The organism is Streptomyces sp. JLYT201 (assembly GCF_059448825.1).
Genome location: NZ_CM182551.1, coordinates 7413770 through 7427987, shown reverse-complemented (window position 1 = coordinate 7427987; position 14218 = coordinate 7413770). Strand labels below are relative to the sequence as shown.

13 protein-coding genes are annotated in these 14218 nt (G+C 72.1%); 6 read left to right on the top strand and 7 right to left on the bottom strand.

Annotated elements, in window-relative coordinates:
- Positions 1–5: 5 nt before the first annotated feature.
- From AC5WAM_RS31490 to AC5WAM_RS31475, 4 genes are all read right to left on the bottom strand, one after another.
- Positions 6–323 (bottom strand): bifunctional 3-phenylpropionate/cinnamic acid dioxygenase ferredoxin subunit, encoded by a 318-nt coding sequence (locus tag AC5WAM_RS31490; RefSeq protein ID WP_030687200.1) that lies wholly within the window; start codon positions 321–323, stop codon positions 6–8.
- Positions 320–1504, bottom strand: coding sequence for a Fe-S cluster assembly protein SufD (gene sufD, locus AC5WAM_RS31485; protein ID WP_366792339.1), 1185 nt, complete (start codon positions 1502–1504; stop codon positions 320–322). The genes AC5WAM_RS31490 and sufD overlap by 4 nt, the downstream gene beginning before the upstream one ends.
- Before the next feature lie 76 nt (positions 1505–1580).
- Positions 1581–3002 (bottom strand): Fe-S cluster assembly protein SufB, encoded by a 1422-nt coding sequence (sufB, locus tag AC5WAM_RS31480; protein ID WP_138959068.1) that lies wholly within the window; start codon positions 3000–3002, stop codon positions 1581–1583.
- Positions 2999–3766 carry a helix-turn-helix transcriptional regulator gene (locus AC5WAM_RS31475; RefSeq protein ID WP_495519599.1) on the bottom strand — a complete coding sequence of 256 codons (768 nt, stop codon included), beginning with the start codon at positions 3764–3766 and terminating at the stop codon, positions 2999–3001. The genes sufB and AC5WAM_RS31475 overlap by 4 nt, the downstream gene beginning before the upstream one ends.
- Before the next feature lie 161 nt (positions 3767–3927).
- On the opposite strand from AC5WAM_RS31475, the gene AC5WAM_RS31470 reads away from it, so the two are divergent.
- From AC5WAM_RS31470 to AC5WAM_RS31455, 4 genes are all read left to right on the top strand, one after another.
- Positions 3928–4731, top strand: coding sequence for an AAC(3) family N-acetyltransferase (locus AC5WAM_RS31470; protein ID WP_495519598.1), 804 nt, complete (start codon positions 3928–3930; stop codon positions 4729–4731).
- 69 nt (positions 4732–4800) lie between these two features.
- Positions 4801–5727: an ABC transporter ATP-binding protein gene (locus AC5WAM_RS31465; RefSeq protein WP_366792337.1), complete on the top strand. Its 927-nt coding sequence runs from the start codon at positions 4801–4803 to the stop codon at positions 5725–5727.
- An 80-nt stretch (positions 5728–5807) separates the two neighbouring features.
- On the top strand, positions 5808–6524 hold the full coding sequence (locus AC5WAM_RS31460) for an ABC transporter permease (protein ID WP_216678160.1): 717 nt from the start codon (positions 5808–5810) through the stop codon (positions 6522–6524).
- Between the two features lie 86 nt (positions 6525–6610).
- The gene (locus tag AC5WAM_RS31455) at positions 6611–7630 is read left to right on the top strand and encodes a COX15/CtaA family protein (RefSeq protein ID WP_495519597.1); all 1020 of its coding nucleotides are present in this window, start codon (positions 6611–6613) and stop codon (positions 7628–7630) included.
- A 106-nt stretch (positions 7631–7736) separates the two neighbouring features.
- Here AC5WAM_RS31455 and AC5WAM_RS31450 read toward each other — a convergent pair whose 3' ends face one another.
- A complete protein-coding gene (locus tag AC5WAM_RS31450) occupies positions 7737–8825 on the bottom strand; it encodes an amidohydrolase family protein (RefSeq protein WP_366792335.1) in 1089 nt (362 codons plus the stop codon).
- A gap of 100 nt (positions 8826–8925) precedes the next feature.
- Entirely contained in the window at positions 8926–9318 is a 393-nt protein-coding gene (locus tag AC5WAM_RS31445; RefSeq protein ID WP_366792334.1) for a hypothetical protein, read from the bottom strand.
- A 124-nt stretch (positions 9319–9442) separates the two neighbouring features.
- Here AC5WAM_RS31445 and AC5WAM_RS31440 point away from each other — a divergent pair, with 124 nt between their 5' ends.
- Positions 9443–10684: an AMP-binding protein gene (locus AC5WAM_RS31440; RefSeq protein ID WP_366792333.1), complete on the top strand. Its 1242-nt coding sequence runs from the start codon at positions 9443–9445 to the stop codon at positions 10682–10684.
- 78 nt (positions 10685–10762) lie between these two features.
- On the opposite strand, the gene AC5WAM_RS31435 is transcribed toward AC5WAM_RS31440, so the two are convergent.
- Positions 10763–11731, bottom strand: a complete 969-nt coding sequence (locus AC5WAM_RS31435; RefSeq protein WP_366792332.1) for a heme o synthase — start codon at positions 11729–11731, stop codon at positions 10763–10765.
- Between the two features lie 365 nt (positions 11732–12096).
- Here AC5WAM_RS31435 and tkt point away from each other — a divergent pair, with 365 nt between their 5' ends.
- Positions 12097–14205 carry a transketolase gene (gene tkt, locus AC5WAM_RS31430; protein WP_366792331.1) on the top strand — a complete coding sequence of 703 codons (2109 nt, stop codon included), beginning with the start codon at positions 12097–12099 and terminating at the stop codon, positions 14203–14205.
- Positions 14206–14218 lie beyond the last annotated feature (13 nt).

Below are 14218 nucleotides of genomic sequence, written 5' to 3'. Positions count from 1 at the left end.
GTGCCTCAGGACTCCTGGGAGAGGGAGACGAGCACGTCGTCCCCTTCGATCTTTACGGGGTAAACGGGGACGGGGCGCGTCGCGGGAAGGCCGGACGGCTTGCCGGTGCGGAGGTCGAACGCGGAGCCGTGCAGCCAGCACTCGATCTGGCAGTCCTCCACCTCGCCCTCGGAGAGCGAGACGTTCGCGTGCGAGCAGATGTCGTGGATCGCGAACACCTCACCCTCGGTGTGGACGACCGAGACCGGCGTGCCGTCGAGTTCCACCCGCTTCGGGGTGTCCTCCTCCAGCTCGCTCAGTCCACAGGCGCGTACGAACGTCATGCGACGGACGCCTCCAGCTCCTCTTCGATCTTCGCGATGAGCCGCTCCTCGATGTCGGCGACACCGATCTGCTGGACGAGCTCGGCGAAGAAGCCGCGGACCACGAGGCGGCGTGCCTCGTGCTGCGGGATGCCGCGCGCCATCAGGTAGAACAGCTGCTCGTCGTCGAAGCGGCCGGTCGCCGACGCGTGGCCCGCGCCGACGATCTCGCCGGTCTCGATCTCCAGGTTCGGCACCGAGTCGACCCGGGCGCCGTCCGTCAGGACGAGGTTGCGGTTCATCTCGTAGGTGTCGGTGCCCTCGGCCGAGGCCTCGATGAGGACGTCACCGATCCACACGGCGTGCGCGGCGTCGCCCTGAAGGGCGCCCTTGTAGACGACGTTGGACTTGCAGTGCGGGACGTTGTGGTCGACCAGGAGGCGGTGCTCCTGGTGCTGGCCCGCGTCCGTGAAGTACAGGCCGAACAGCTCGGCCTCGCCGCCCGTGCCGGCGTACGCCACGCGCGGGTGGATGCGGACGACGTCGCCGCCGAAGGTGACGACCACGGACTTGAAGGAGGCGTCGCGGCCCACGAGCGCGTTGTGCTGCGCGACGTGCACCGCCTTGTCGTCCCAGTCCTGTACGGAGACGACGGTGAGCTTGGCGCCGTCACCGAGGACGTAGTCCACGTTGGCGGCGAGGACCGCGTCGCCGGAGTGGTCGATCACGACGACGGCCTCGGCGAACGCGCCCAGCTCGATGACCTGGTGGCCGAAGGCGACCCCGCCCTCGCCGTGCACGGCGATGCGGATCGGCTCGGAGAGCACCGTCTCCTTGGGGACGGTGACGACCGAGGCCTTCTCGAAGGACGAGTACGCCTGGGCGGCGATCCGGTCCACCGGGGTGCCCGCCCGGCCCAGGCGCGCGTCGTCGCGGCCGACGGTCTCGACGGTGACGCCCTCGGGGGCCTCGACCTCGACCTTGACGCCCTCGCCGGTGGCGACGGCGGTGCCGTCGTGCAGCCCGCGCAGGCGCTCCAGCGGGGTGAACCGCCACTCCTCCTCGCGGCCGTGCGGCACCGGGAAGTCCGCCACGTCGAAGGACGGGGGCGCGCTCATACGGGTGGCGACGGTGGACTCGGCGGCCACCGCGATGGTGCCGGCGGTGGTCGATCCCACCGGAATGTTCTGAGCCTCAGCCATGGCTGTCGTGGTGCTCTCTCTCTGCGTGTTGCGATCCTCGGCCCGCTGGGCCGCTAGCTGCGGGAAGGGCGGCGGGTCAGCCGACCGAGCCTTCCATCTGCAGCTCGATCAGCCGGTTGAGCTCCAGGGCGTACTCCATGGGGAGCTCCTTGGCGATCGGCTCGACGAAGCCGCGCACGATCATCGCCATGGCCTCGAACTCGGTCAGGCCGCGGCTCATCAGGTAGAAGAGCTGGTCCTCGGAGACCTTGGAGACGGTCGCCTCGTGGCCCATGGACACGTCGTCCTCGCGGACGTCCACGTAGGGGTAGGTGTCCGAGCGGGAGATCGTGTCGACGAGCAGCGCGTCACAGAGCACGTTCGACTTCGATCCGGCGGCGCCCTCACCGATCTCGACGAGGCCGCGGTACGACGTGCGGCCGCCGCCGCGCGCCACCGACTTGGAGACGATGTTGGAGGACGTGTTCGGCGCCATGTGGACCATCTTGGAGCCGGCGTCCTGGTGCTGGCCCTCGCCCGCGAAGGCGATGGACAGGGTCTCGCCCTTGGCGTGCTCGCCCATCAGGTAGACGGCCGGGTACTTCATGGTGACCTTGGAGCCGATGTTGCCGTCGATCCACTCCATGGTCGCGCCCTCGTAGGCCACGGCGCGCTTGGTGACCAGGTTGTAGACGTTGTTCGACCAGTTCTGGATCGTCGTGTAGCGGCAGCGGCCGCCCTTCTTCACGATGATCTCGACGACGGCGGAGTGCAGCGAGTCCGACTTGTAGATCGGCGCCGTGCAGCCCTCGACGTAGTGGACGTAGGCGTCCTCGTCGACGATGATCAGCGTCCGCTCGAACTGGCCCATGTTCTCCGTGTTGATGCGGAAGTAGGCCTGGAGCGGGATCTCGACGTGCACGCCCTTGGGGACGTAGATGAACGATCCGCCGGACCACACGGCCGTGTTCAGCGCGGCGAACTTGTTGTCACCGGCGGGGATGACGGTCCCGAAGTACTCCTTGAAGAGCTCCGGGTGCTCCTTCAGCGCCGTGTCGGTGTCCAGGAAGATGACGCCCTGCTCCTCCAGGTCCTCGCGGATCTGGTGGTAGACGACCTCGGACTCGTACTGCGCGGCGACGCCGGCGACCAGGCGCTGCTTCTCCGCCTCGGGGATGCCGAGCTTGTCGTACGTGTTCTTGATGTCCTCGGGCAGGTCCTCCCAGGACTCCGCCTGCTTCTCCGTGGAGCGCACGAAGTACTTGATGTTGTCGAAGTCGATGCCCGACAGGTCCGAGCCCCAGTTCGGCATGGGCTTCTTCTCGAAGAGCTTCAGGCCCTTGAGGCGCAGCTTCGTCATCCACTCGGGCTCGGACTTCTTGCCCGAGATGTCCCGGACGACGTCCTCGCTCAGACCGCGCTTGGCGGCGGCACCGGCCGCGTCGGAGTCGGCCCAGCCGTACTCGTAATTGCCCAGGCCCTCGAGCTCAGGGTGGGCAGTCTCCGTGGGGAGAGTCATGCGGGGTTCCTCCCGGCCGTGCTTGCTGATGCGTGGTTGGTGGTCTGTGGGGTGCTGTGCGGGGCCTCGCCGCGCGGGATGAACGTCGTGCAGACGCCGTCGCCGTGGGCGATGGTGGCGAGTCGCTGGACGTGCGTCCCGAGCAGCTGGGAGAAGATCTCCGTCTCCGCCTCGCACAGCTGCGGATACTGCTCGGCGACGTGGGCGACCGGGCAGTGGTGCTGGCAGAGCTGCTCGCCGCTGTGCGGATGGGGTGCGCTACGCGCCGTAGCAGCGTACCCGTCCGAGGTCAATGCCTTCGCCAGCGCCTGGGTGCGGTCCGCCGCGGGGACCGCGTCCATCGCCGCCCGGTACGCCTTCGCCTGCTCGGCGACGCGGGCCCGGGCGAACGCGACGACTGCCGCCTCGCCGTGCGTCTCCCCGATCCAGCGCAGGGCGTCGGCGGCCAGCTTGTCGTAGGACTGGTCGAAGGCGTCCCGGCCGCAGTCGGTGAGCGCGAAGACCTTGGCGGGGCGGCCGCGCGTGCGCGCGCCGTAGACCCGCTTCTCCCGGCCCTCGACCACGTTCTCCTGGACGAGGGCGTCGAGGTGGCGGCGGACGGCGGCCTGGGTCAGGCCGAGGCGGCCCGCGAGGTCGGCCACGGTGGACGGGCCGTGGTCCAGGATGGAACGCGCGACGCGGTTGCGCGTGGACCGCTCACCGGTCGCGAGCTCTTCCTGGGGAGCCCCCGGAGGGGTCTCCTGAGCCTCGCCAACGTTTTTCACAACGCCATTGTTGCGTAATTCCTCAGAGCCTGACAACCCGTGCCTCGGCCACCGAGCGGTGCGGTGCATCACTTAGGTTCACCTAAGCTGACCTGCGGAAACGATCATCGATCGATCAAATCAGTGGCGCTCGCGAAAGCTTTCCACAACACTTCTTGGACATGTCGACACCCCCTGTGACCGGCCCTTTGTGCACGCGCGCCACGCTCGCCGACGAGCTGCGCGCACTCGGCGTGCGACGCGGCGACACGCTCTTCACGCACACCTCGCTCAGCTCGCTCGGCTGGGTCTGCGGCGGCGCGGAAACAGTCGTCCTCGCCCTCCTCGACGCCCTCGGCGACGAGGGCACCCTGGTGGTGCCCACGCACTCCTCGGACAACTCCGACCCGGCCGAGTGGCAGCACCCGCCCGTGCCCGAGCAGTGGTGGCCCGTGATCCGCGACTCCATGCCCGCGTACGACCCGCGCACCGCCCGCGTCCGCGGCGTCGGCGTCGTCCCCGAGACCGTGCGCACCTGGCCCGGCGCCGTCCGCAGCGCGCACCCGCAGACCTCCTTCGCGGCCGTCGGCGCCCGCGCGAAGGAGCTGATGGCCGAGCACGCCCTCGACTGCCGCCTCGGCGAGCGCAGCCCCCTGGCCGCCCTGGAGGCGGCGGGCGCGCGCGTCCTGCTCCTGGGCGCGGGGTTCGACGCCTGCACGGCCTTCCACCTGGCCGAGTACCGCCTGCCCGCACCCGAGGTCGAGAACTCCTTCGCGGTCATGACGGACGAGGGCCGCCGCTGGCTCACCGTGCGCGAGCCCGCCATCTCCGAGGAGCGCTTCGACGAGCTGGGCGCCGCCTTCGAGAAGGAGCGCCCGGTGACACGGGGCCCGGTCGGCGCCGCCACGGCGCGCCTGTTCTCCCTGCCCGACGCGGTCGCCTACGCGCAGGGATGGCTGGCCGAGCACCGGCCGTACACCGCCTGAGACGGCCGCGCGGAGGGCCGGGTCGGCCCCCTGCCCACGGCCCCCGCGACCCTCTCTAGACTTCCCGTCATGGGAAATGAGTCCGTCGTCCAGGTCCACGGCCTGGTCAAGCGGTACGGGGCGAAGACCGCGGTGGACGGCCTCGACCTGGACGTCCGCGCAGGCACCGTGACCGCCGTGCTCGGCCCGAACGGCGCCGGGAAGACCACCACCATCGAGACCTGCGAGGGCTACCGCACCCCCGACGCCGGGACCGTCCGCGTGCTCGGCCTCGACCCGGTCACCCAGGCCGCCCGGCTGCGCCCGCGCATCGGCGTGATGCTCCAGTCCGGCGGCGTCTACTCCGGGGCCCGCGCCGACGAGATGCTGCGGCACGTCGCCGCGCTGCACGCCCACCCGCTGGACGTGGACGCCCTCATCGCCCGCCTCGGCCTGGAGTCCTGCGGCCGCACCGGCTACCGCCGCCTCTCCGGCGGCCAGCAGCAGCGGCTCGCCCTCGCCCTCGCCGTCGTCGGCCGCCCCGAGCTCGTCTTCCTCGACGAGCCGACCGCCGGACTCGACCCGCAGGCCCGCCGAGCCACCTGGGACCTCGTCCGCGACCTGCGCCGCGACGGCGTCTCCGTGATCCTCACGACCCACTACATGGACGAGGCCGAGGAGCTCGCCGACGACGTCGCCATCATCGACGCCGGCAAGGTCATCGCCCAGGGCAGCCCCGAGGAGCTGTGCCGCGGCGGCGCCGAGAACACCCTGCGCTTCACCGGCCGCCCCGGCCTCGACGTCGGCTCGCTCCTCAAGGCCCTGCCCCCGGACTCCGCCGCCGCCGAACTCACCCCCGGCGCCTACCGCGTGAGCGGCACCGTGGACCCCCAGCTGCTCGCCACCGTCACCTCCTGGTGCGCGCAGCACGGCGTCATGCCCGACCGGATCTCCGTCGAACGGCACACCCTGGAGGACGTCTTCTTGGAGCTCACGGGTAAGGAGCTGCGGTCGTGACCAGCACCGCCGACACCACTGCCACCGCCGGTACGCCGGGGACGTACGCCCCGAGGCCGGGCGCGGCCCCCCTCTCCCGGATGATCCGCGCACAGGCGGTCCTGGAGACGAAGATGCTGCTGCGCAACGGCGAACAGCTGCTGCTCACCATCGTCATCCCCACGCTGCTGCTCGTCCTCTTCAGCGCCGTCGACGTCGTCGACACCGGCGACGGGAAGGCCGTGGACTTCCTCGCCCCGGGCGTCCTCGCGCTCGCCGTCCTGTCCACGGCGTTCACCGGGCAGGCCATCGCCACCGGCTTCGAGCGGCGCTACGGCGTGCTCAAGCGGCTCGGCGCCTCACCGCTGCCGCGCTGGGGCCTGATGACCGCGAAGACCCTGTCGGTCCTGGTCACCGAGGTGCTCCAGATCGCGCTCCTCACCGTGATCGCCTTCGCGCTCGGCTGGTCGCCGCACGGCAACCCGCTGGCCGTCCTGCTGCTCCTCGTGCTCGGTACGGCGGCCTTCTCCGGGCTCGGCCTGCTGATGGCGGGCACGCTCAGGGCGGAGGCGACGCTGGCCGCCGCGAACCTCGTGTTCCTCCTCCTCCTCGTCGGCGGCGGCGTCATCGTGCCGCTCGACCGGTTCCCGGGAGCCGTCGAGTCCGCGCTCGCCCTGCTGCCCATCTCGGCCCTCTCGGACGGCCTGCGCGACGTGCTCCAGGACGGCGCCGCGATGCCGTGGGGCGACCTCGGGATCCTCGCGGTGTGGGCGGTCCTCGGGCTCGGCGCGGCGGCCCGCTTCTTCCGCTGGGAGTAGCCCACGAGCCCCACAGGGCGTAACCGGCATCACAGTTGGAGCGGATACGTCCCCCTCGTGAAGCCGTGCACAAGCGGCCCCCTACGATGGGGGCCGTGCCCAAAGTGACCCGAGCCGACGCCGCCCAGTTCGCGCGCAACCCGCTCGCCTTCATCGCCGAACGCTGGACCCCGACCGGGCGGACCGTCCAGCGCGCGGCCCTCGCCGCCCTCGTGATGACGGTCGTCATCGTGGTCACCGGCGGCGCCGTGCGCCTGACGGGATCGGGCCTCGGCTGCCCGACCTGGCCCAAGTGCACCGACGACTCGCTCACCGCGACGAGCGAGATGGGCTTCCACGGCGTCGTCGAGTTCGGCAACCGCATGCTGACGTACGCCCTGTGCGCGGTCGTCGGGTTCGCGATCATCGCGGCCCGCTCGCAGAAGCCGTGGCGGCGCAGCCTGACGCGGTACGGCTGGGCGCAGTTCTGGATCGTCATGGGCAACGCCGTCCTCGGCGGCATCGTCGTGCTCGTCGGCCTCAACCCGTACACGGTCGCGGCGCACTTCCTGCTCTCCACCGCCCTGATCGCGGTCGCCACGGCGACCTGGCAGCGCACCCGTGAGGGCGACGCCCCGACGCGCCCGCTGGTCGGCAAGGCCGTCGCCCAGCTCGTCTGGGTGCTGACCGGCGTGACGGTGCTCCTGATCACGGTCGGCACGGTCGTGACGGGCGCGGGCCCGCACGCGGGCGACTCCAGCGACGTGCCCCGCATGAAGGTGGACGCGATCGGCCTGGACTGGGAGTCCGTCACCAAGCTGCACGCCGTCCTGGCGTGGATCGTGGTCACGCTGACCTTCGCCCTGTGGTTCGTCCTCAAGGCGGTCGACGCCCCGGCGGGGCCGCTGGCCCGCACCCGCGACCTGTTCCTGGTGCTGCTCGCGCAGGGCGTCGTGGGCTATGTGCAGTACTTCACGGACCTGCCGGAGGTCCTGGTCGCGGCCCACATGCTGGGCTCGTGCGTGGTGTGGATCGCGGTGCTGCGGGTGCTGCTCTCGCTGCGCGAGCGGCCCGCGACGGCGCCCGAGGTCCCGGCGCAGGCCGACGCGGAGCTGTCCGCGGTCTGAGCGCCGCGCCCGCTCCCTTTTGACGCCCCGTCGGCGCGGCGGGGCGTCACTCGTGCGTGCGGCCCCGTCCGTGAGGCCATGGCGCGTCGGTGGGGCCGTGGACCCGTCACTCGTCCGTGAGGCCGTAGACCCGTCGCGCGTTGTCCGCCGCGATCATCGCCGCCACCCGCTGCGCGTCCGCGAGCGACCACGCGCCCTCGGCCACCCAGGTGCCGAGCACCCGGCTGAGCGCCTCGCGGAACAGGGTCGCCCCCACCACGTGCAGCTCCGGCAGGCCGTGGGCGCCGCTGGAGAACAGCAGCTTGCCGAAGGGGGCGAGCTCCAGGATCTCGGCGAGCACGGCCGCCGCGCGGGCCCCGGTGCGCACCAGCGCGGGCCCCAGGTCCGCGTACACGTGCGGGAAGACGCCCGCGAGGTGGGCCGCCGCGCGGTGGTGCGGATAGCCGTGCAGCAGCACCAGGTCGGTGCCGAGGCCCGCGGTGGCGCGGGCGAACGCGCCGAAGGACCGCTGCGGGTCGGCGGCACCGGTGTGCAGCTGTAGCGGCAGGCCGGAGGCCACGGCGATCCACAGCAGGTGCCGCAGGAGCACGGGGTCGGCCAGCTCACCGCCCACCTGGCGCCCGGCGAGCCAGCGGCCCGCCGCGCCGCGCACCTCGCCGGGGCCCGGCGGCTCGGGCGGCAGCGGCCGGTCCCCGCGCGCCCCCGCGACCGAGGTGAAGGCGACGGCTCCGGCCGCGGCCCCGTGCACGGACTCGGCCAGGTTGGCGAGGAAGGAGTCGACGGTTCCCGAGGTGTCGGCGACCTGCTCGGCGAGCAGTTCGAGGCGCACGATCTCATGGGCCTCCGCGGCCCCGGTGGTCGCGAGCTCCCCGGGACCCGTGAGGTCCCCGGGCAGGCCGGTGTCGACGAGGTACGTGGTGATGCCGCTGCCGCGCAGCAGGCGCCGCCCGGACTCCAGGACGCCCAGTTCGCGGCGCCGGGCCAGATAGCGGGCGGGCGGACAGTGCGGTTCGAGCCCGAGGAGCGGCGGACACCAGCGGCGCACCGCGAAGCCGGTCTGGGTGTCGAAGAAGGTGGTGCCCGGGGCGGGCGGGCCCTCGCCGCGGCCGAGGTGCGCCTCGAACGTGCCGAGCCCGAGCTCCGTGCGCAGGACGCCGTGGCAGTGCTGGTCCACCAGGGACGGCGTTTCGATCATCCTGGCTCCCCTGCGTGGACCGTACTCCTACGGTCCTAACGGGTGACCGTGGCGACAGGTGTTGCTCGCCTTGTCACTCCGTGCCCGCCCCGGGCGCGTCTCATCCGCCCGAGGGGCCACCGATCTGGATGCCCGCCATGCGCGTCCACTCGTACGGACCCGTCCGCACCTTGGCGGCGAAGTCGCCGTCGAAGTCGTCGTGGACGGTGATCCCGGCCTTCTCCACGGCGCTCAGGGCGATCGCGTGGGTCGGCGCGACGAGGTCGCCCCAGCCGCCGTCCGCGCCCACGAGGACGATCCGGGAGCCCCGCTGCCCGATGTACGCGATCTGCCCCTCGGCGCCGCCGTGGGCCCGCGCGAACGCGGTGATCTGCCGGGCCAGCTTGGCGGCCTTGCGGTCGGCGCGCGCGGCGTCCTTGTCCACCGGGGCCGCCGCGGCCGTCTGCTCGCCCTGCTCTGCCGCCGCGGCGGTGCCCTGCTCCGTGTCTGCCATGGCACAGGATGCTACCGACGGGTAGATCGTTCGGCGACGCCCGGGTGGCGTGGTCTCGGCCACGGTCGCGGCATCGGTGCGCGCGGCCGTTCCCCCTTGCGGCGGCCCGTGGTAGGACGAGGGCATGTCCGGTCTGCTGGTCGGCGAGGTCGTCCGGTCCGCCGCCGGGGCCGCCCCGCACCGCCCTGCCGTGGTGTTCGGCGGGCGCGTGCTCACCTTCGCCGCCCTCGACGCGGCCGCCGACCGGGCCGCCGGGCACCTGGCGGCCTGCGGCGTGCGCCGCGGCGACCGCGTGGCGTGGCCGTCGGCCGGAGCCCCCGTCGAGGCGCTCCAGGTGTACGCGGGGGCCGCGCGCGCCGGGGTGGTCCTCGTGCCGCTCGGTCCCGACGCGTGGTCGGCCCGTGTCGTGCGGGCGGCGGCACCGCGCCTGGTCCTGACGGACGCCGGGCGGGCGGCCGAGGGCGCGCGGTTCGCGGCGGACGCGCGGACGCGGCACGCCGTCCTCGCGGACGGCGCGCCCACGGACGACGTGCGCGAGGAAGCGGTACGCCCGGACGCCTCGCTTGCGGAGGGTGACGCGCCCGCCCCGCGAGCCGCGTCACCCGATGAGGCCGACAGAACCGACGGGCCCGAGCGGCCCGACAAGCCCGAGCGGCCCGAGCGGCCCGAGGGACCCGCGGAGAAGGACCCCCACCTGGTGCTCTTCGCCGGCCCCTGCCGCCCGCACGGCGTCGTCCTGTCGCACCGCGCGAGCGTCCTGCGCGCGCACTGCGGCGGCCGGCCCGAGGTGCCGGGCGCCCTGGTGTGCGGCTTTCCCGCGGGGCACTGGGGCCTGTGGACCGCCGTGCTGCGGCAGTGGCAGGCCCGGGGCACCGTCGTGCTGCCGGAGGCGCCGGGGCCCGGGGCGATCTGCGCGGCCGTGCGCGAGCACCGCGCCACGCGTCTGGTGTGCCCGCCCGAGGTGTGGTGGCAGGTCCTGGACACAGCCCCGCACCACCTGGCCACGCTGCGCTCGGCCGACACGGAGACGGCGGCGGGCGCCGCTCCCCCGCGACTGATCGAGGCCATCCGCACCGCGACGCCCGCGGCCCGGGTCCGGGCCTTCCTCAGCACGCCCGAGGCGGGGGACGTCGCCGCCCTCGACCACGCCGACGTACGGGCCAGGCCCGGCAGCTGCGGGGTGCCCGCGCCGGGGGTGGCGGTCCGGGTCACGGGCGGTGAGCTGTGGGTGCGCGGCCCGCTGCTCTTCGACGGGTACCTCAGGGACAAGGAGGCCACGGACGCGGTGCTGCGGGACGGCTGGTTCCGCACCGGCCGCGCGGCCCGCCTCGACGGGGACGGCCATCTGCACCTCACCGACCGCTGAGCTCCGCGCCCCGGAACGCGGAGCGGCCCCGCCACCCGGAGGGCGACGGGGCCGCGAAGGCCGAGCGGAGTCGGGGCCCTAGCGCAGGAAGGGGTCCACCGCGACCGCCACGAACAGCAGCGACACATAGGTGATGGACCAGTGGAACAGGCGCATCTCCTTGAGCTTGGCGCCGGTCTCCTCCGCCTTGGCGCGGTTCTGGAGCGCGTGCGCCTCCCACAGCCACCAGCCGCCCGTGGCGAGGGCGACGGCCGTGTAGAACCAGCCGGTGTAGCCGAGCGGCTGGAGCAGCAGCGAGACCAGGACCATGACCCAGCTGTAGAGGACGATCTGCCGGGCGACCACCTTGTTGGAGGCGATGACCGGGAGCATCGGCACGCCCACGCGCGCGTAGTCCTCCTTGACCCGCATGGACAGCGGCCAGTAGTGCGGCGGCGTCCAGAAGAACATCACGAGGAAGAGGATGACGGGCGCCCACGACATCGAGTTGGTCACGGACGACCAGCCGATGAGCACCGGCAGACAGCCCGCGATGCCGCCCCAGACGATGTTCTGGGAGGTGCGCCGCTTGAGGATCATCGTGTAGACGACCACGTAGAAGAGCAGCGCGCCGAGGGACAGCCAGGCGGACAGCCAGTTGACGGCGAGGCCGAAGAGCAGCGTGGAGACGACCGCCAGCGTGATGCCGAAGGCCAGGCACTCACGGGGGCTGACCATGCCGGTGACCAGCGGCCGCTGCGACGTGCGCTCCATGAGGGCGTCGATGTCGCGGTCGTACCACATGTTCAGCGCGTTGGCCCCGCCCGCGGACAGGTAGCCGCCGAGGCAGGTGAGGAACACCAGCTTCAGATCGGGCACGCCCTGCTCGGCGAGGAACATCACCGGAACGGTGGTGATCAGCAGCAGCTCGATGATCCGTGGCTTCGTCAGCGCCACGAACGCCTTGACTCGGGCCCCGAACGGCCGGTGGCTCGGGCTCTGGCTCGTCCCGAGCGTCCCCAGTGGACGGGATTCAACGGCCGTCACGCACACCCCTGACAGAGACATCCCAGCAAGCCCGCGGCGGACCTTCAGACATGAAGATCCGGTAAAGGCTCACGCGTACCACGCCACTGTAGACGTTGCCCATACCCGGCCCTTCGCGGGGGTGGGTTCGTGTTGAGCGGCCAGACGAGGGGTCTTGGGGGCCGGGCGCGCGAACGGACACCCCGGGCGGAATCGGAACCCAGATGAGCGGTCCCGACTTCACATGGTGAGAGCGGTGTCGCCCGTTCAGGAGGCGGATCGCAGCGGGCCCCGGCAGTCTGGAATGACTCGAAAAAATGCACGTTCTTACAGGGGTAGGCTCGACAGCGGCCGGTGCGGTTCCTGCCACCGGCATTCGACATTGTGGAGAGGAGCCCTGACCCAGGGTGAGCATCAAGCCGACCACCACAGACCTCGAGTGGACCGATCTGGACCAGCGGGCCGTCGACACCGGCCGGGTCCTGGCCATGGACTCCGTACAGAAGGTCGGCAACGGCCATCCGGGTACGGCCATGAGCCTCGCGCCTGCCGCGTACACCCTCTTCCAGAAGGTGATGCGGCACGACCCGGCGGACGCCGACTGGACCGGCCGGGACCGATTCGTGCTCTCCGCGGGGCACTCCTCGCTGACCTTGTACATCCAGCTCTACCTGGCCGGTTTCGGTCTTGAGCTGGACGATCTCAAGGCGTTCCGCACCTGGGGCTCGAAGACCCCGGGCCACCCGGAGTACGGCCACACGGTCGGCGTCGAGACCACCACGGGTCCGCTGGGCCAGGGTGTCGCGAACGCCGTGGGCATGGCGATGGCCGCGCGCTACGAGCGCGGTCTCTTCGACCCGGAGGCGGCCCCCGGCACCTCCCCGTTCGACCACTTCATCTACGCCATCGCCGGTGACGGCTGCCTCCAGGAGGGCATCTCCGCCGAGGCGTCGTCGATGGCCGGGCACCAGAAGCTCGGCAATCTGATCCTGCTGTGGGACGACAACCACATCTCGATCGAGGGCGACACGGAGACCGCGGTCTCCGAGGACACCGAGAAGCGCTACGAGGCCTACGGCTGGCACGTCCAGCGCGTGGAGCCGAAGGAGAACGGCGACCTCGACCCGCAGGCGCTGTACGCGGCGATCCAGCGGGCCAAGGCCGTCACGGACAAGCCCTCGTTCATCGCGATGCGCTCGATCATCGCCTGGCCCGCGCCGAACGCGCAGAACACCGAGGCCGCGCACGGCTCGGCGCTCGGCGACGAGGAGGTCGCGGCCACCAAGCGCGTCCTCGGCTTCGACCCGGAGCAGACCTTCGAGGTCGCCGACGAGGTCCTGGCCCACACCCGTGAGGCCCTCGACCGGGGCCGCCTGGCCAAGGCCGAGTGGGAGAAGTCGTTCCAGGAGTGGCGCGGCGCCAACGCCGAGCGCGCCGCCGAGTTCGACCGGATCGCCGCGGGCGAGCTGCCCACCGGCTGGGAGGAGAAGCTCCCGGTCTTCGAGGCGGGCAAGGGCGTCGCAACGCGTGCCGCGTCCGGCAAGGTCCTCCAGGCGCTCGGCGCGGTCGTCCCCGAGCTGTGGGGCGGCTCCGCCGACCTCGCGGGGTCGAACAACACCACGATCGACAAGACCTCGTCGTTCCTGCCCGCGGACAACCCGCTGCCGGAGGCCGACCCGTACGGCCGCACGATCCACTACGGCATCCGCGAGCACTCCATGGCCGCGGAGATGAACGGCATCGCGCTGCACGGCAACACCCGCATCTACGGCGGCACCTTCCTGGTGTTCTCCGACTACATGCGCAACGCCGTGCGCCTGTCGGCCCTGATGCACCTGCCGGTGACGTACGTGTGGACGCACGACTCCATCGGCCTCGGCGAGGACGGCCCCACCCACCAGCCGGTCGAGCACCTCGCGACGCTGCGCGCCATCCCGGGTCTGAACGTGGTCCGCCCGGCGGACGCCAACGAGACCGCGATCGCGTGGCGCGAGATCCTCAAGCGCTACACGAAGGAGTTCGGCAAGGGCGCCCCGCACGGCCTCGCGCTGACCCGTCAGGGCGTGCCGACGTACGACCGCGAGGTCACCGAGGGCGCGGCCCGGGGCGGCTACGTGCTGTTCGAGGCCGAAGGGCCCTCCGGGCAGAGCACGGCCCCCGAGGTCGTCCTCATCGGCACCGGCTCCGAGGTGCAGCTCGCCGTCGAGGCGCGCGAGCAGCTCCAGGCGGCGGGCGTCCCCACGCGGGTCGTCTCGATGCCGTCGGTGGAGTGGTTCGAGGAGCAGGACCAGGGGTACCGCGACAGCGTGCTGCCGCCGTCCGTCAAGGCGCGCGTGGCCGTCGAGGCGGGCATCGGTCTCACCTGGCACAAGTACGTCGGCGACGCGGGCCGCATCGTCTCGCTCGAACACTTCGGTGCTTCGGCGGACGGAAAGGTCCTCTTCCGCGAGTTCGGATTCACTGCCGACGCGGTGGCCGCGGCGGCGCGGGAATCGATCGCGGCAGCCCAGCGCTGACGCCCTCATACGA

Coding starts and splice junctions, on each gene's coding strand:
- sufB (WP_138959068.1), bottom strand. CDS start 3,002: ATGACTCTCCCCACGGAGACTGCCCACCCTGAGCTCGAGGGCCTGGGC.
- AC5WAM_RS31470 (WP_495519598.1), top strand. CDS start 3,928: ATGTCGACACCCCCTGTGACCGGCCCTTTGTGCACGCGCGCCACGCTC.
- AC5WAM_RS31440 (WP_366792333.1), top strand. CDS start 9,443: ATGTCCGGTCTGCTGGTCGGCGAGGTCGTCCGGTCCGCCGCCGGGGCC.
- AC5WAM_RS31490 (WP_030687200.1), bottom strand. CDS start 323: ATGACGTTCGTACGCGCCTGTGGACTGAGCGAGCTGGAGGAGGACACC.
- AC5WAM_RS31445 (WP_366792334.1), bottom strand. CDS start 9,318: ATGGCAGACACGGAGCAGGGCACCGCCGCGGCGGCAGAGCAGGGCGAG.
- AC5WAM_RS31460 (WP_216678160.1), top strand. CDS start 5,808: ATGATCCGCGCACAGGCGGTCCTGGAGACGAAGATGCTGCTGCGCAAC.
- AC5WAM_RS31435 (WP_366792332.1), bottom strand. CDS start 11,731: ATGTCTCTGTCAGGGGTGTGCGTGACGGCCGTTGAATCCCGTCCACTG.
- sufD (WP_366792339.1), bottom strand. CDS start 1,504: ATGGCTGAGGCTCAGAACATTCCGGTGGGATCGACCACCGCCGGCACC.
- AC5WAM_RS31455 (WP_495519597.1), top strand. CDS start 6,611: ATGGGGGCCGTGCCCAAAGTGACCCGAGCCGACGCCGCCCAGTTCGCG.
- AC5WAM_RS31465 (WP_366792337.1), top strand. CDS start 4,801: ATGGGAAATGAGTCCGTCGTCCAGGTCCACGGCCTGGTCAAGCGGTAC.
- AC5WAM_RS31450 (WP_366792335.1), bottom strand. CDS start 8,825: ATGATCGAAACGCCGTCCCTGGTGGACCAGCACTGCCACGGCGTCCTG.